Below are 17,177 nucleotides of genomic sequence, written 5' to 3' on the forward strand. Positions count from 1 at the left end.
CGGGATTACCATCCGTTCGCGGTTCGGCTATTCACGTTATTACTGCACACAGGCCCGTGCGCATGGGCGATTAAAGCACAGCGTCCAAGGCCTGCTTCAAGTCGGCGATGATATCGTCGGCGTTTTCTAGGCCGCAGCTCAGACGCACGAGGTCGATGCCGACGCCCGCCTCCTTGAGCTGCTGCTCGGTGAGCTGACGGTGCGTGGTGCCGGCCGGGTAGAGTATGCACGAGCGCGAATCGGCTACATGCGTGGCGATGGACACGAGCTTCAAATGGTCGAGGAACGCGGAGACCTTGTCGCGGCCTCCGGGCACTCCGAAGGCGATGACGCCGCACGTGCCGTTCGGCATGTACTTGCGCGCGAGCTCATAGTATTTGTCGGTTTCGAGGCCGGGGTGGTTGACCCACGAGATGCGTGGATCCTCGTTGAGGAACTTCGCCACCTTGTGGCCGTTCTCGCAGTGCCGCTTCATGCGCAGTCCCAGATCCTCAAGGTTCTGGCCGAGGATCCATGAGTTGAACGGCGAGGGGATCGAGCCGAAGTCGCGCATGAGCTGCGCCACGCATTTGGTGATGAACGCGCCGCCGTTGCCGAACTCCTTGGCGTAGGTCACGCCGTGGTACGAATCGTCGGGTGTGGTCAGGCCAGGGAACTTGTCGGCGTGGGCCATCCAGTCGAAGTTGCCGGAATCCACGATGGCGCCGCCGACGCACGAGCCGTGGCCGTCCATGTACTTGGTGGTCGAATGCGTCACGATGTCGACGCCGTACTCGAACGGACGGCAGTTGACAGGCGTCGGGAAGGTGTTGTCGACGATTAGCGGCACGCCATGCTTGTGTGCGGCGGCGGCGAACTTGTCGAAGTCAAGCACCATGAGCGAGGGATTGGCGATGGATTCGCCGAACACGGCCTTCGTGTTGGGCTGGAACGCGGCGTCGAGCTCTTCGGGCGTGCAGTCCGGGTGCACGAAGGTGCAGTCGATGCCCATGCGGCGCATGGTCACGTTGATGAGGTTGTATGTGCCGCCGTAGATGGCGTTCGAGGCGACGATATGGTCGCCGGCGGAGCACAGGTTGAACAGCGCGAAGAAGTTCGCCGCCTGACCGGAGCTCGTGAGGATGGCCGCGGTGCCGCCCTCGAGTTCGCAGATCTTCTTGGCAACGACATCGTTCGTCGGGTTGGACAGACGGGTATAGAAATACCCGGATTCGGACAGGTCGAACAGTCGGGACATCTGCTCGCTGCTCGTGTATTTGAATGTGGTGGACTGGACGATCGGGGGCGTGCGTGGCTCGCCGTTCTTCGGCTGCCAGCCGCCCTGGACACAGATGGTGTCGATGGAATGCGATTCGTCTGCCGTGTCGGCCGTCATATCGGTCATGGGGTTTGCCTTTCTGTGATAGGGCATCGTATCGGATGTACGTCAACGCACCCTATTCAGTGTATCCCCAGCCATTCCACTGACTCTCGTATGCGTGATGTGTAACGGATTCGGGTGGTTCTCGACGGCAATGGCCGTATGCTGGCGGATTTGTGCCGCAGATACCCGCTCAGGGCCGTAAAAGAAACCCCCGTGGGTTGCCCCGCGGGGGTTTGAAAGGGAGGATTTACACGCTCACTTGTTCGGGTTGGTGAGCACGCGCGGGCCCGCCGGATCGCCGACGATGACCTGGTCGACCATGTTGAGGAACAAGCCGTGCTCCACCACGCCCACGGTGTGGATGAGATCCTCGGCCAGCTCCTGCGGGTGGTCGATGCGCCCGAGGTGCAGGTCCACCACGTAGTCGTTCTCGTCGGTGAGGACCGGCTTGCCCTCGGCGTCCAGGCGCAGCGTCGGCTTGTAGCCCTTCGCCTCGAACTTGCGGATCACCTGGCCGTTGCCGAAGGGAATGACCTCGACCGGCAGCGGGAACTTGCCGATCGTGTCGACGACCTTGGACTGGTCGACGATCCACACGACCTTGTTGGAGTTGATCGCCACAATCTTCTCCCACAGAAGGGCGGCGCCGCCGCCCTTGATGCCGTTGAAGTTCTTGTCGACCTCGTCGGCGCCGTCGATGGTGATGTCGATGTGGTCCACATCGTCGATGTTCACGATCTTGATGCCGTAGCCCTCGGCCTGCTCCTGCGTGCGACGGGAGGTGGTGACACCGGTGAACTTGAGGTCTTCCTCCTGCACGCGGCGGCCGAGCTCATCCACCAGGAAGCGCACGGTCGAACCGGTGCCGAGACCGGCGATCATGCCATCCTGGATGAGCTTCGCGGCTTCGATACCGGCCGCCTTCTTCAATGCGTCTTGCTGTGCCTTGTCCATAATGCTCCTTTGAGCTCGCTGAATGACAGACATCATGGCAGCCTGCCGCGGGTCGACCCCGGGCTGACTGTCACGATGTCGCTTCGCCTCGCATAATGCGCCGAAGCCTGCTTCTATAGTATCGATGCGGCGGTATTTCGCGGTGCGGCCCCAATTCTGGCTCGGCTTACAGCGCGACTATGGTGTGATGCCTTTGATGCTTCGAGATTGGGCCCATCGTCCCACTGACTGCCGGCCGCCCGCCTACCCAAGCATGAACCGGGCGCCGTTGAGCTCGATGGAGCCGTCACCTTGCACGTATCCGTCGATTTCCACCAATCCGTGAATACGACGGGGTTCGCCGCTGAATGTCGGGCTGCTGGACGGCGGCGGGGAGAAGCGCAGCGTGCCAGAAAGCGTCAGACCCGGGACCGGGCGTAGACGGTTTACGCCTGATGGTGCGGGCGTGACGGATGCGGCGGCGGTGTTGTGCGTGGGTGCGGCTTGGCCGGCAGCGGGGGATGTCGCTATCTCGCTGTTGCCTGATTCGGCGGCCTCGGCGGTTGCGGTGGTGGCGGAATCAATGGCGGCTGGTGCAACATCGGAGACCGATGGAGTATCGGAAGCCGTATTGTCCTTGTTGGCGGCGATTGCTGTGGTCGCACTATCCGCAGTGTCTATCGCATCCACCGACCCTGCAGTGGCGTGATAATCCGGCAAATCGTCCGGTACACCCTCGGGCTCAGCCAGCCGCTCAGCCAGCGATTCGGCGCGCCCGCTGCCGGAGGAAGTCCGCGAAACCGGCCCGCCGTCTGCGCTCTGTCCTCTGTCTGTGCGTTGTCCGTCGCCCGCGCCGGGCACGCCGCCGGTGTCTTCGGCGCGTCCCAGATGGTATTCGGCGGCGGAAATCCTGCCTTCCATCAGCATGTGCGCATCCTCGGGCACGATGGTGCCTTTGGCGTATTCGGAGGCGAGCAGCGACTGCCAGCCCTCAAGCGGCAGATACCCCGGTTTGACGCCGCTGCGGCAGTCACCCGCGTACCCGTGGGCCAGATGATCGACTTTCTCGTTGCCGGGATTATTGTTGTGCCCCTTGACCCACACGAATTTCACCGGTCCAGGCCGTTGCGAGATCTCACGGTCGATGGCGGCGATGAGCTCGCGGTTCTTCACCGGCTTGCCCTGCGAGTTTTTCCAACCGTGCTTTTTCCAACCGCGCACCCAGGTCGTGGAACAGTTGATGGCATACTGCGAGTCGGATTCGATGACGAGCGGCTCAGCGCCTGGATGAGCGCGCAAGGCTTCAAGCACCGCGCACAGCTCACCGATCTGATTGGTGCCGTTGGAGGCGCCGCCTGCATCGCAATCGCCCTCATGCTCATGCCCGGGCGTCCCGCCCGCGTGCGGCGTATGGTCGGCCCATGCCCACCCCATCGGACCGTTCGGATTGCCTAGTGCTGATCCATCCGTCGAAACCGTGATCGTCATGCCTCCACCTTACGGAGGGGGTGGGATACGGTCGCTTGATTATCCCGGCGTGTCGCCGTTTGACTTCAAGTGAACTTGAACCTTTAGGGTTGAGGTATCACATCGCGGATACGGCGGCGCTCCGGGCACCCCGAACGGCTGGACGCTTGGAAACCCGGAATGATCCGGGAATCCGGAGCAAACCGGTCCGCAGAAAGGCAAGGTGGCAGGCATGGCAATCAAACAGACCGCAGGGCGTGACAATCTTGGCGATCTCGCCCCGGTGTTCGCGCATCTCAACGACGACGTGCTGTTCGGCGAGGTGTGGAGCCGCGAGGATTCGCTGTCGCTGCACGACCGCAGCATGGTCACATGCGCGGCGTTGATGGCGCAGGGGCTGTTCCCGCAACTGGAATCCCATATCGCGCTGGCCAAGAAGAACGGCGTGACCTGCGACGAGATGGTGGAGATCGTCACCCAGCTCGCGTTCTATGCAGGCTGGCCCAAGGCGTGGAGCGCGTTCGGCATCGTGCGCAAGGTCTACGGCGACGATGCCACCGAACCGGCGCCCGTGCATGGCCCCTTCGCCTTGGGCGAGCCGGCGGACGGGCCGAACTTCACCGGCCACGCCTGGCTGCAGATGCTCGGCGGCCTGCCGGCTGCGGGCTCGGGTAATGTGACCTTTGACCGCGGATGCTACAACCGCTGGCATACGCACCCCAAGGGGCAGATTCTGCTGGTCACCGCCGGCCACGGCTGGGAGCAGCAGGAGGGACAGCCGCCCCACGAACTGCACGCCGGCGATGTGGTGGTCTGCCCGCCGAACGTGCGACATTGGCATGGGGCTGCGGCGGATTCCACGCTCACTCATATCGCCATCACACCGGCCGGCGATGACGGGTCGGTTGTGGACTGGCAGGAGTTTCTTGACCAGACCGAGTACGACAAGCTCAACGCGTGATGTATGCCGCGTGACGCGTGAGCCGTCTGCCGGTCTGCCGCTGACCGGCACCGATACATCATTCAATCCAGTGCAATACCCCAATACAAAGGAGCAACCATGAAGTCAACCATCTATTACGGCCCGCGCGATGTGCGTGTCGAAGAACGTCCGATTCCTACTATCAAGAACCCGGACGACCTGATTATCCGCGTCGTGCGCACCTGCGTGTGCGGGTCCGATCTGTGGCCATACCGCAGCCAGGATGCTAACTCCGCCGGAACGCCGATTGGTCATGAATCCATCGGCGTCGTGACTGAAATCGGCGCCGATGTGACCGTCGCCAAACCTGGCGATTTCGTCATCGTGCCGTTCCCCATCAGTTGCGGCGAATGCGCGGCGTGCAAGGCTGGATTCGAGTCCAGCTGCCTGAACGGCGGCTACTTCGGCGGCGCCGAGGGTGAGGGCTGCCAGAGCGAATACCTGCGCGTCCCGCACGCCGACGGCACTGTCGTCAACGTGTCCGAGGCGCTCGCCACCGGCGATATTCCAGGCGCGCCAGCCGGCCCGGAGGACTTCACCGATGAGATGCTTGCCGATCTGCTGACCCTCTCCGACGTGATGGGCACCGGTTACCATGCGGCTGTCAGCGCCGAAGTCAAGCCCGGATACACCGCCGTCGTGTTCGGTGACGGCGCGGTGGGCCTGTGCGGCGTGTTGTCTGCGAAATTGCTGGGCGCCACCCGCATTATTGCCATGAGCCGTCACGAGGATCGCGCCGCCATCGCCCGCGAATTCGGTGCCACCGACATCGTCCCCGAGCGTGATGACGCGGCCGTCGCGCGCGTCATGGAACTCACCGGCTCCGGTGCCGATGCCGTGCTCGAATGCGTCGGTTCCGCCCAGTCGTTCAACACCGCGTTGCGTGTCGGCCGTCCGGGTGCTGTCATCGGCCGCGTGGGTCTGCCGCACGACGTGCAGATCCCGGCGGATACCACTTTCTACCGCAACATCGGCATCAAGGGCGGCCCGGCTCCCGTACGCACCTACGCCCGTCAGCGTCTGTTGCGCGAAGTGCTCGCCGGCAACATTCATCCCGGACGCGTCTTCACCAAGACGTACACCCTGGACGAGGTGCCGCAGGCTTACGCCGACATGGATGCGCGCCGCGTGATCAAGGCGTTGGTGAAGGTGCCCGAAGTCGAAGGCTGACGCCGAACCGTGCCATTGCCGTTCTGCCGCTCCGGGGTTCCGTCCGGGGCGGCAGATGCGTATGCTGTGATGCATGTTCCGACGGCAGGCATTATCCGAATATCGGCGGGCGCGGGCGGTGCACGCGCACGCTACCGGAAAGGAGTCGCTGATGGCGACATACACCATCGGCCAGATGGCGAAGAAACTCGGGGTATCCACCTCCACGCTGCGCTACTACGACAGCGAAGGGCTGCTGCCGTTCGTGGGTCGGACCGGCGGCGGGGCGCGCGTGTTCCGCGACGAGGACATGCCGATGATTAACATCATCGGGTGTCTGAAGGCCGGCGGTATGCCGATCAAGGACATCAAACGCTATGTCGACCTGTGCGGCGAAGGCGATGCGACCATCGAACGCCGACTTGATATGATCCGGGGCCAGCGCGAGGCCGTGATGGATAAGATGCGCGGGCTGCAGGACAACCTCGACGCGCTGGACTACAAGTTGTGGTACTATCTGACGGCCGACCGGCTGGGGTCGTGCGAGCAGGTCGACGCGCTGCCCGATGACGAGCTGAGCCCCAAGATGCGCGCGGTGCGGCATCGGCTGAGTCACTGAGATACTGTTGAAATCATTGGGTTTTGAGGTGTGTTGTGCTGTGTCCGCTTGATGCGGATTCTGGTGTGCGCGGGTCGTAATGAACGTGGGAGTTTGCGTCGTAGAAGCATGTAACCGAATAATCTCCCGTTATCTCCCGCCCCCGTGGGAGATTGGCCGCGAATCGGCGGTTCGGCAGAAAAGTCCCGGATTGCAGCGGGAGTTTATCGCTAATACGCCAATCTGGCGCTGTTCTCCCCAAACCTGACTCGTGACCAATATTCAAGAATCACGGAACTCCAACGTTCACCCTGGGAGATTATCCGCATGAACGCGTGATTCCCGCAAACTCCCGCACCGCGCGCGGGAGATCGGCGCCCGATAGGCCGGTTCACGCTAACCTCCCGTCCTTCGGTGACAGTACTGCTGTGAGGAGCCCGCCAATATTGAAATGCCCTATACCGCAGTTCTTCCGTCGTGTTTCCCGACGAAGCAAGCTGATAGCTAAGTGAGCCCGGCATCCAGCGGGTCGCATCTCGACGGACACCCCGCGCAACGTGCCCATCGGCGTGGGTGTGGGATTGCCTAGTTCGCCGAATCAAAGCCATTGCATGACAGATACATGCTATTGAGGAAATATCAATATGATGGTAGAATAATGTCAAACCAACGTCGAAACGATGACAAGCTGAGTGCGGGGGTGGTAGTGGAATTTGAATATGACCCAGTAAAAAGCGCGAAAAACCTTGCGAAACACGGTATTGATTTTGAGCAAGCCCAGCGGATGTGGAGCGGCGGTAAAACGGTTACCTTGGCGTCGAAGCATGCCGGGAATGACGACGTCCGGTACCTCGTGCTGGGCATGATTGCCGGGAAGCATTGGACGGCGATAACCACGAAGCGTGGGAACCGCATCCGGTTGATTTCGGTCAGACGGTCACAAAAAGACGAGGAGCGATATTATGACCAATGCGAATAACAGCCAGTTGCTTGATGCACAACAGCTGGAACAACGATTCGATGATGGCGGGGAAGTGCTCGGGTACTTCGATCTGGACCATCCCGTCGTCGAACACCATCCGGTCGTTCAGAAGCGCATTACCTTGACCATGCCTGACTGGATTGTCGAGGGGCTGGACGAAGAGGCCGAAGAGCTGGCCATCAGCCGCAACGCAGTAGTAAATACATGGCTTGCTGAGCGGATTCGCGCCTCGCGTGCGCACAGCCAATCCACGGTGCGGGCGTGACATCTGCCAGGCTTTGACTGTACTTCGTTGCGCCACATCGCCAATACTCGCACTGATGATGTAGCTCCGTCGGGTGACGATTTCAGTCGCTGATGTATCTGATGATGTGCGAGCGGATTCTCACATGGAGGGGACTAACAGCGTCGGGTTATGGATTTGGTGCTGCTTGCAGGTCGTTGTGTGAGCCAATCCCACAATGAGGGTCTGGGCGGTCCGGGCGGCGGGTTCCGGTCTGCGAAGAGGTCGTTGTGTGAGCGGATTCTCACACGATGAAGCGCGGACGGCGTTGAATCATCGATCCGGGGTTGTCGACCGGTCGTTGTGTGAGCGAATCCTCACACTGCAGCCGTGTGGACCGCTGAAACGGTTGATTCGGCCATCCACCGGCTCGTCGTGTGACTGGATGGTCGCACGCCGCCCCTCATACACGCAAACAATCCGCCGGTAACGTAATGGCCCGTCACAGGGAAATTCCGCAAATCCAGTAATTCGGCAGTGAGCTTCTCCCATGTACCGCAACGCAAAAGACCCCGCTGCGGAGACATTCCGCAACGGGGTCTTGGACTGCTCAAGCCGCCGCGATCGGGCCGCGGCGATCAGCGCGGTGTCACTCGGCCAGCGCCTTGTCCACGACTTCGGTCGCTTCCTCGAGTACTTTGTCGAGGGTTTCGGGGGAGTCGAAGGATTCGGCGTACACCTTGTAGATGTTTTCGGTGCCGGACGGGCGGGCGGCGAACCAGTTGTTCTTGGTCGTCACCTTGAGACCGCCGATCGGCGCGTCATTGCCTGGAGCCTTGGTGAGCTTCGCAGTGATTTCCTCGCCGCCCAGGGTGGTGGCGGTCACGTCGTCGCCGGTGAGCTTGGCGAACTTCTGCTTCTGCTCGAGAGTGGTCGGCGTGTCGATACGCTTGTACCAGCTCTCGCCAAAGCGCGCGACCTGGTCCTTGTGCAGTTCTGCCGGGTTCTTGCCCATCTTGCCGGTGATTTCCGCGGCGAGCAGGTCGGGGATCAGGCCGTCCTTATCGGTGGTCCACACGCGGCCGTCCTTGCGCAGGAAGCTCATGCCGGAGCTTTCCTCGCCGCCGAAGGCGACTTCGCCGGTGAACAGCGGATCGACGAACCACTTGAAGCCGACCGGCACCTCGACGAGCTTGGCACCGATGGAGGCGGCCACGCGGTCGATCAGCGAGGAAGACACGAGGGTCTTGCCGATGCCGGTGCCTTCGGGCCAATCCGGACGGTTCGGGTTGCCGTTCTTGTCTTTGCCGAACAGGTATTCGACAACGACGGCGATGTAATGGTTCGGGTTCATGACGCCCCAGTCAGGGCACACGATGCCGTGACGATCGGCGTCCGGGTCGGTGCCGCCGACGAGATCGTACTTGTCCCAAGCTCCGTTGTTGAGCGAGTCGACGAGACCCTTCATCGCGTACGGCGAGGACGGATCCATACGGATCTTGCCGTCGTGATCGATGGTCATGAAACGCCAGGTCGGGTCGACCTGCGGGCGCACAACCTCGATGGAGGTGCCGTACACTTCGTTGACCAGCGGCCAGTAGTTGACGGACGCGCCACCCAGCGGGTCGATGCCCAGACGCACGCCGGAGGACTTGATCACGTCGAAGTCGATGACGTTGCCCAGATCCTCGACGTAATGCTTGCGGAAGTCGAAACGCTCGAAGAGATCGGACTTGACGGCCTGCTCAAACGGAACGCGCTTGACGTTCTTGAAATCAGGCAGCAGCTCGTTGGCGCGCTTGGCGATTGCGTTCGTCGTCTCAGCCGGGGCCGGGCCGCCGGTCGGCGGATCGTACTTGAAGCCGCCGTCGGTGGGCGGGTTGTGCGACGGGGTGACGACGATGCCGTCGGCGAGGTCGTCGCCGGAGAAGCGCTGCGTGCCGTCAGCCGCACGGTTGTGCGTCAGGATAGCCTGGGAGACGACCGGCGTCGGGGTGAAATCGTCGCGCGAATCGATGCGCACACGCACACCGTTGGCGACCAGCACCTCGATAGCGGTCTTCCACGCCGGCAAGGACAGGGCGTGGGTATCGCGGCCGAGGTACAGCGGGCCGGTGATGCCGGAGGCCTTGCGGTGCTCGGCGATGGCCTGGGAGATGGCGACGATGTGGGCCTCGTTGAACGAGGTCTTCAGGGAGGAGCCGCGGTGGCCGGACGTGCCGAAGCTCACGCGCTGCTCGGGGACGTTGACGTCGGGGACGATGTCATAGTATTTGCCGATGACCTCGTCGACATCAATCAGATCAGCTGGGGTGGCGGGAAGACCCGCATTTTTTGCTACCATGTCTTCAATTGTGCCACGTCGTTTGGATGTTCGCCCGGAGGTGTCCCGACATATGGCAACGATCGCCGCTCTTCGCTTCTTACGTCAGTAATGAAACGTTTGCATCGGCGGTATCATCGTATTCTCCTTGATTGCTATCGTTTGCATATGATTGGCGACATACGGGCGTCGGGGCCGATTCGGTGATTGCGGCACCCGGCATCGTCTCGCCGGTCCGCCCGCGTCCACGTGTCTGTGACCAGGCACCCGCGCCCCGCGCACCCGCGACCTCGTACCAGTAGCCACGCGCCAACGCGGCATCTTCCTTGAAAATCCGCGGCTTGGGATGATTCAATCCGCAAATGCCCGCGAAGATGCTTGCAAGAAACGAAGTGCGGCGCTATAGTGTAACCGATTCGTTTATTGCAGGGTTGCAAGTCAAACAAGACGCAAGACCTGAGACATGGTGGTACTGTCATATCTGCCGCCGAGCCTCGGGTCTTTTTTGTTGACGCCTTGTGAATACGAAGTGGAAGAACAGCCCAAGGAAGGAAAAACGATGGCTGAATCAACTGCCTCGCAGATCATCGACGCGGTCGGTGGTCCGGGCAATATCAAGAGCCTGACGCATTGCGCCACCCGTCTGCGTTTCGAGCTTGTCGACGCAGGCAAGGTAGACCAGAACCGACTCGAGCACATGAAGGGCGTGCTTGGCGCTGTTCCGCAGAGCGGCAACCGGTATCAGGTCGTCATCGGCGGCGGTGTCGCCTCCATGTACGACAAGATTATGCAGCTGCCGCAAATGGCCAATATCGGCGGCGGCGAAGTCAACAACGACGGCTCCAAGAAGCTGTCCAACGCCGAAGTCAAGGCCCAGGAGCGTTCCAAGGTCAAGGGCAAGCACGCGTGGGTGGACAACTTCTTCGAGTTCCTGTCCGACACGTTCCGTCCGATCATCAACGTGCTGCTCGGCGCGTCGCTGATCATCGCGATTCTCAACGTGCTCATCGCCTGCCATGTCATCTCCAACGACACGGAAAGCCCGACCCTGCTGCTGTGCAAGGCCGCGTATGAGGGCGTGTTCTACTTCCTGCCGATCATGATCGCCTACAACGGCGCGAAGAAGCTCAAGGTCGACGGCTGGGTCGGCGCCACCATCATGGCGGCCCTCATGACCCCGCAGTTCATGGCCTTGTCCGCGCCTGACAAGTGGTCGGGCATCTTCGGTGACAAGAGCGGTCTGGCCGCGGCCAAGGGCGCCCTCAACTGCGTGACCAACGCCACGCTGGGCACCCAGTCGTGCACCACCAAGGTGTTCGGCCTGCCGTTGCAGCTCAACGACTACTCCGGCTCCGTGTTCGTGCCGCTGTTCATGGTCGCCGTGCTCGCGCTCGTGTACAAGGGCCTCGAGCGGATCATCCCCGACAGCGTGCAGATGGTGTTCGTGCCGTTCCTGTCCATGGTCATCATGATCCCGGTCACCGCCTTCCTGCTCGGCCCGTTGGGCGTGTGGGTCGGCAACGGCCTCGGCGTCGGCCTGGCATGGCTGAACAACAACGCGCCGTTCATCTTCGCGATCCTCATTCCTATGCTTTATCCGTTCCTCGTGCCGCTCGGCCTGCACTGGCCGCTCAACGCCCTCATGCTGGTCAACATCAACACGCTGGGCTATGACTTCATTCAGGGCCCGATAGGTGTGTGGAACTTCGCCTGCTTCGGCGCGACCGCCGGCGTGCTGGTCATCGCGATGCGCGAGAAGAACGTCGACATGCGCCAGACCGCGTTCGGCGCGCTTATGGCAGGCCTGCTCGGCGGTGTGTCCGAGCCGAGCCTGTACGGCATCCACCTGCGCTACAAGCTGGTGTACAAGCGCATGCTGATCGGCTGCTTCGTCGGTGGCGTGGTCATCGCGATCCTCGGCTGGATCTTCCCGTCTACGCTCGCCAACGGCCAGGTCGTGCACGGCGTGACCACCACGGCCTTCGCCTTCACCTCGCTGCTGACCATCCCGGTGTTCAGCCAGATGTGGGTCTATGCGATCGCCATCGCCGTGGCGTTCTTCCTGTCCATGTTCCTGATTATCACGCTCGACTACCGCACCCCGGAGCAGAAGGCCGCCGATCATGCGGTGGAAGCCCAGCAGGCGATGGACGAGGTCGAAGCTCCAGCAGCCCCGGCCGCCGTGAGCGACAATACTGCCGCAACTGCAACTGCTACCGCTATCGCGACCAAGACCGCGACCGATACGGTTGTCGCCCCGGTTGCCGGCCACGTCATTTCCTTGGATGAAGCAGGCGACCCGGTGTTCGCCTCCCGCGCGCTCGGCGAGGGCGTCGGCATCCAGCCCACTGACTCCACCGTGTACGCCCTGGTGTCCGGCGAGCTGTCGACGGTGGCCGAAACCGGTCATGCCTTCGGCATCAAGACCGATGACGGGGTCGAAGTGCTCGTGCACGTCGGCATCGATACGGTCAAGATGAACGGCGAGGGCTTCACCCCGGCCGTCACCAAGGGTCAACGCGTCAACGCCGGCGACAAGCTGGTGACCGTGGACTTTGATAAAGTCAAGGCGGCAGGTTTTAACACCGTCACTTTGATAACGGTTCTGAACACCGCGGCGCTTGGCGGCGTGACCCCGAAGACGGGCATCGACGTCAAGCCGGGAGACGCCGTCCTGGAGATCTCCCGCTGAATCGCGGGCTGATCGGAAGGAACGTCGTGGACATTCTCCGCGTTTTCAACAACAATGTCGTGCTTGCGCGCGACGGCGACCAGGAGGTCATTCTCACCGGCCGGGGCCTTGGTTTCAAAGCCAAGCCCGGCCAGAGGGTTGACGACTCCAAAGTCGTGCGGAAATTCGTTCCTTCCGACGGCCGCGATCCCGATCATGTAGCCGAATTGCTCGCGGATATTCCTCCGGAGACGATTCGGCTGGTCACCGACGCCATGACGCGCGTGGGACTCGGCCAACAAGCCGAACAGACGCCTACGCTCGTCATGGCGCTCGCCGACCACGTGGTCGGCGCGTTGCGTCGGGCCAAGTGCGGCACCTCCGTGGAATATCCGCTCGACGCGGAGGTCCGTTCCTTGTATGCCAAGGAGTACGTCCAAGGGGAAGCGCTGGTTTCAGCGCTCAATGACAGTCTGCATCATGTCCTGCCCCGCAGCGAGGCGGTGGCGTTCGCGTTGCATCTGGTCAATGCGGGCTTTTCCAACGGGGATTTGTCGTATACCTATACCATGACGGGCGTCATCCAGCAGATGCTTGTCATCATCGAGAAGACTTACAATATTTCGCTCGGCCAGCACAATGTCAGTGTCGGGCGGTTCATCACGCATCTGCGCTACCTGTTCGTGCGCATCTATCAAGGCCGCCAATTGGACGGCGAGCCCGAGCCGGTAATCGAGGCAATCAAGCAATCCTATCCCGATCAGGTGCGGTGCGCACGGAAAATCGCCGATGTCGTCGCAATCCGATTGGGCGCGGAGCTGACCCCCGCGGAAATCGCTTATCTGGCGTTGCATGTCGCCCGCGTGGTATCCGACGTCGATGAACGGGAACAAGACGACGTGTTGCCGGCGGATGCTCAGCGCGATTGATTCAAATTGCTGTTGCCGGGCGCTGTCGCAGGTGTGGTTGCGGGGGCGGATGCGCGTACTGATGGCGACTTGGGTGCGGATCCAGACTCAGACTGCGGTGCCGATGCTGGCACGGTCACGGTCACGGGCGCGGCCGTGGAGACGGAGGCCGTTCCTGACGCTGTTGCCGCTGCGGATGCCGGCGCCGCTGCGCTCGCTTTGGCCGGGTCGCTTTCCGGGGCGCGCACGGTCAGCGATTGCCGATCAACGGTGATGAGGATATGCCGTGTACGGCCGAGCATGTCGCCGTCCACCTCCGCAAGTGCCGACTCTTCCAGCTTGATTTCGGCGCTGACGCCCTGCATCTGCTCGATGGTCGAATTCGTGGACAGCGGGCTTTGCTGCGGCTTCTTGGTGATGGTCTGATGAACCACGTCATTGAACAGGTTCGCCCAGCCAAGCAGGCCGCCGGTCGTGTCGATAATCTCGAAATCAAGCAGCCCGTCATCATAGGACGCGCTGGGCATCAGCGAAAACACCGGTATTTCGCCGCAATTGCCGGCCATGAACGTGCGGAACACGAGTCCGTCAACCGTGTGCGTGTTGCCGTGTGCGTCGGTCACGGTCACATCCGCCTTGAATTTCGGCGTGAACAGGTTCTTCGCCCCGCTGACGAAGTAGGCCAGCCAGCTGATGTTCTTCTTGAGTTGTGGATCGGTCTCCTCGATCATCTGCGCGTCGAAGCCGACACCGCCGATAATCATGAACGCATGCGGGTGGTCTTCGTTCGGGTCGTCCAGCAGGGATAGGCGTCCGACGTCGACCTTCCTCGAACCGTGCGATGTGGCGATGGTCAGGGCCGCCTCGAAGTCATCCACGGGAATGTTGAGATTGCGGGCGAACAGATTGCCCGTGCCGATCGGCAGGATGCCCATCGCGTGTCCGCTGCCCGACATCGCGCTCGCCACCGTACGCACCGTGCCGTCGCCGCCTACCGCGACCACGACGTCAGCGCCATGTCCGAGTGCTTCGAGTGCGCACGCGCGGCCGTCCTTGTCAAGCTGCGTGTCGATGAACTCGATTTGTTTGAGGCCTTTGCTTTCGCAGAACGACTTGATTTGGCGACGCCGTTCATTGGCCTGCGGTTTGGATGGATTGATGATGAACGCGTAATGGACTTGGTCGTCTTCCCGCTGTTCAAGTACCTTGGCGACATGCTGGCGACGCAGATGGCGGACAAGGAAGAACACGGCGACACCAATCGCTATGACCGCGACGATGATTGCGATAACAACAACCGCTATAGGCATCTTGGACGACTGCATAGGTTCCATTCTTACCTGTTTCGCTGGGATGTCCATGGGCAAATCTCGAGAATTTGACGGTCCCTCCACGAATTGTTTCGCGTTGCCGGCGCCGGCACCTACTGCCAGCAGTCACGTGTCGGCTTGCCGCATTAGTCTTGAACTATGCTTGATATTCAATTCATCCGTGAACATCCGGACATCGTGAAGGAATCCCAGCGCAAGCGCGGGGAATCCGTGGAACTTGTCGACGAGGTGCTCCGCTCCGACGAAACCCGTCGCGAGTCGCTCAAGGCGTTTGAAGCCGCGCGCGCCGAACAGAAGGACATGGGCAAGAAGATCGCCACCGCCGCTCCTGAGGAGAAGGCGAAGATCATCGCCCAGACCAAGGAGCTGTCCAATAAGGTCTCCGAATACAAGGACACTGCAGACCAGGCCGCGGCCGAGTACACGACCGCGATGTGGAAGCTCAGCAACATCGTTGAGCCGGAAGCCCCAGAAGGCGGCGAGGACGACTACGTGGTCGTCAAGAAGGTCGGCACCATCCGCGATTTCGCCGCGGAAGGCTTCGAACCGAAGAACCACCTCGAGCTCGGTGAAGGCGTTGCCGGCATCGATATGAAGCGTGGCGTCAAGGTCTCCGGCTCCCGCTTCTACTTCCTGCGTGGTGCGGTCGCCCGACTGCAGATCGCCATGCTCACCATGGCCGTCGACCAGGCTGAGGAGCACGGCTTCACGCTCGCCATCACCCCGACGCTTGTGCGCCCCGAAGTCATGGCCGGCACCGGCTTCCTCAACTCCCATGCGGACGAAATCTACCGTCTGCGTGAGCCGGATGACCAGTATCTGGTCGGTACGTCTGAAGTCGCGCTCGCCGGCATGCACGAGAACGAGATTCTTGATCTTGACAACGGCCCGCTGCGCTACTGCGGCTGGTCCAGCTGCTACCGTCGCGAGGCGGGTGCCGCCGGCAAGGACACGATGGGCATCATCCGCGTCCACCAGTTCGACAAGGTTGAGATGTTCGTCTACTGCAAGCAGGAGAACTCCCGCGCCGAGCATCAGCATCTGTTGCAGATGGAGCAGGAGATGCTGGGCAAGGTCGAGGTGCCGTACCGCATCATCGACACCGCCGCCGGCGATCTGGGCGCTTCCGCTGCTCGCAAGTTCGACTGCGAGGCCTGGGTGCCGACGCAGAACCGCTACCGCGAGCTCACGTCCACTTCGAACTGCACCGAGTATCAGGCGCGTCGTTTGAACATCCGTGAGCGTACCGAGGACGGCTCCACCCGCGCGGTGTCTACGTTGAACGGCACGCTGGCCACCACCCGCTGGCTGGTCGCGATTCTCGAAAACCATCAGCAGGCTGACGGTTCCATCGAGATCCCGAAGGCCATGCGTCCGTACATGGGCGGCAAGGAAGTCATCGAACCGCGCAAGTGGGAGGCCTGAGCCTTTCTTTTGATTCGCGTTTGCACGCGTATCGTGCAGGTATGTTTTCGCTGGTCCGCAGTCTGATGCAGACCTTGTGGTAACATAACCGTTTGTGCGTGCAAACGCATGGACAGGTGTCCGAGCGGTCTATGGAGACGGTCTTGAAAACCGTTGTGGTGCAAGCCACCGCGAGTTCGAATCTCGCCCTGTCCGCAATACCCCGTGGGTTCAACCCGCGGGGTTTCTTGTTACCAAGCCGAAAACCTCGCGATTGGGTTTCGGTCGACATGTCATGCGATTGAGTTCCGACGGACGTATCGTGAGATCGGATTCCGGGCAACGCATCATGTGTTGTCCGACCTCGGGAACCCCGTGTCGTGTATCCCGTAACCCTCTACAGACGCTGAGAGTGTCTCAGTGTCGGTAGAAGCGGAGAGATGACCGCGCTTGCCGATGCTGACTTGATTGGCGTGAACAGTTTGCGCGGCCGGGTGTGTCCCGATGCCGGCGTGGACTGGCTCCGATGTCGTCGTGCGATTTCCAGTTTGGTCCATGGATTCGGGTGGTTGCGTGGCCGGTCTCCCGGTGGCTGGTCTTTGTGGTGTCGGCGGATCGTTGATGTGCCGCGGTTTGCGGTGTGGCCGTGGTTGCATGGAGGGTTGACGGCGGATGCCTTTGTGGACTGGATTGGTCTTTGGCTTGCGTTTTCCGATTTGGTCCGCGACTCGGATGGTCGGGGTGGTCGGCCAGCCGGCGGCTGATGGTGATGGTGTGAGTGGGTTGTCGGAATTCCGCGGTTCTGTGGTGGTGCCGTGGCTAGTGGCCGAGGGCGTTCCGATC

13 protein-coding genes and 1 tRNA gene are annotated in these 17,177 nt (G+C 61.6%); 9 read left to right on the plus strand and 5 right to left on the minus strand.

The features are described from left to right. Nucleotides 1–70 precede the first annotated feature (70 nt). From K315_RS0101400 to K315_RS0101410, 3 genes are all read right to left on the minus strand, one after another. On the minus strand, nt 71–1,384 hold the full coding sequence (locus K315_RS0101400; protein ID WP_029575849.1) for an O-acetylhomoserine aminocarboxypropyltransferase/cysteine synthase family protein: 1,314 nt from the start codon (nt 1,382–1,384) through the stop codon (nt 71–73). A gap of 234 nt (nt 1,385–1,618) precedes the next feature. Then, nucleotides 1,619–2,317 carry a ribose-5-phosphate isomerase RpiA gene (gene rpiA, locus K315_RS0101405; protein WP_029575850.1) on the minus strand — a complete coding sequence of 233 codons (699 nt, stop codon included), beginning with the start codon at nt 2,315–2,317 and terminating at the stop codon, nt 1,619–1,621. A 243-nt stretch (nt 2,318–2,560) separates the two neighbouring features. Continuing rightward, complete coding sequence (locus K315_RS0101410; protein ID WP_029575851.1) at nt 2,561–3,784, minus strand: ribonuclease H family protein; 1,224 nt, start codon at nt 3,782–3,784, stop codon at nt 2,561–2,563. A gap of 211 nt (nt 3,785–3,995) precedes the next feature. On the opposite strand from K315_RS0101410, the gene K315_RS0101415 reads away from it, so the two are divergent. The 5 genes from K315_RS0101415 to brnA all read left to right on the plus strand — a co-directional run bounded on the left by K315_RS0101415 (nt 3,996) and on the right by brnA (nt 7,739). Continuing rightward, the gene (locus K315_RS0101415) at nt 3,996–4,724 is read left to right on the plus strand and encodes a carboxymuconolactone decarboxylase family protein (RefSeq protein ID WP_029575852.1); all 729 of its coding nucleotides are present in this window, start codon (nt 3,996–3,998) and stop codon (nt 4,722–4,724) included. A 99-nt stretch (nt 4,725–4,823) separates the two neighbouring features. Next, nucleotides 4,824–5,915, plus strand: a complete 1,092-nt coding sequence (locus K315_RS0101420) for a zinc-dependent alcohol dehydrogenase family protein (RefSeq protein ID WP_029575853.1) — start codon at nt 4,824–4,826, stop codon at nt 5,913–5,915. Between the two features lie 151 nt (nt 5,916–6,066). Further along, entirely contained in the window at nt 6,067–6,513 is a 447-nt protein-coding gene (locus K315_RS0101425; protein WP_029575854.1) for a MerR family transcriptional regulator, read from the plus strand. Between the two features lie 637 nt (nt 6,514–7,150). Beyond that, nucleotides 7,151–7,471, plus strand: a complete 321-nt coding sequence (locus K315_RS0101430) for a BrnT family toxin (RefSeq protein ID WP_420796730.1) — start codon at nt 7,151–7,153, stop codon at nt 7,469–7,471. Continuing rightward, nucleotides 7,455–7,739, plus strand: a complete 285-nt coding sequence (gene brnA / locus K315_RS0101435; protein ID WP_029575856.1) for a type II toxin-antitoxin system BrnA family antitoxin — start codon at nt 7,455–7,457, stop codon at nt 7,737–7,739. Before K315_RS0101430 ends, brnA begins: the two co-directional genes overlap by 17 nt. 607 nt (nt 7,740–8,346) lie before the next feature. On the opposite strand, the gene pgm is transcribed toward brnA, so the two are convergent. Then, nucleotides 8,347–9,999: a phosphoglucomutase (alpha-D-glucose-1,6-bisphosphate-dependent) gene (gene pgm / locus K315_RS0101440; protein WP_420796735.1), complete on the minus strand. Its 1,653-nt coding sequence runs from the start codon at nt 9,997–9,999 to the stop codon at nt 8,347–8,349. 580 nt (nt 10,000–10,579) lie between these two features. On the opposite strand from pgm, the gene K315_RS0101445 reads away from it, so the two are divergent. Both K315_RS0101445 and K315_RS0101450 read left to right on the plus strand, forming a co-directional pair. Then, entirely contained in the window at nt 10,580–12,712 is a 2,133-nt protein-coding gene (locus K315_RS0101445) for a glucose PTS transporter subunit IIA (RefSeq protein WP_029575858.1), read from the plus strand. Nucleotides 12,713–12,738: 26 nt separating this feature from the next. Further along, a complete protein-coding gene (locus tag K315_RS0101450) occupies nt 12,739–13,620 on the plus strand; it encodes a PRD domain-containing protein (RefSeq protein ID WP_029575859.1) in 882 nt (293 codons plus the stop codon). Here the strand turns inward: K315_RS0101450 and K315_RS0101455 are convergent. Continuing rightward, entirely contained in the window at nt 13,608–14,924 is a 1,317-nt protein-coding gene (locus K315_RS0101455; protein WP_033520283.1) for a diacylglycerol/lipid kinase family protein, read from the minus strand. The two genes, K315_RS0101450 and K315_RS0101455, sit on opposite strands and share 13 nt — an antisense overlap. Before the next feature lie 144 nt (nt 14,925–15,068). Here K315_RS0101455 and serS point away from each other — a divergent pair, with 144 nt between their 5' ends. Continuing rightward, complete coding sequence (serS, locus tag K315_RS0101460) at nt 15,069–16,355, plus strand: serine--tRNA ligase (protein WP_015450904.1); 1,287 nt, start codon at nt 15,069–15,071, stop codon at nt 16,353–16,355. 110 nt (nt 16,356–16,465) lie between these two features. Continuing rightward, nucleotides 16,466–16,550 (plus strand) — tRNA-Ser (locus K315_RS0101465). The last annotated feature ends 627 nt before the right edge of the window (nt 16,551–17,177 follow it).

It is taken from the genome of Bifidobacterium thermacidophilum subsp. thermacidophilum DSM 15837 (assembly GCF_000426425.1).
GTDB lineage: Bacteria > Actinomycetota > Actinomycetes > Actinomycetales > Bifidobacteriaceae > Bifidobacterium > Bifidobacterium thermacidophilum.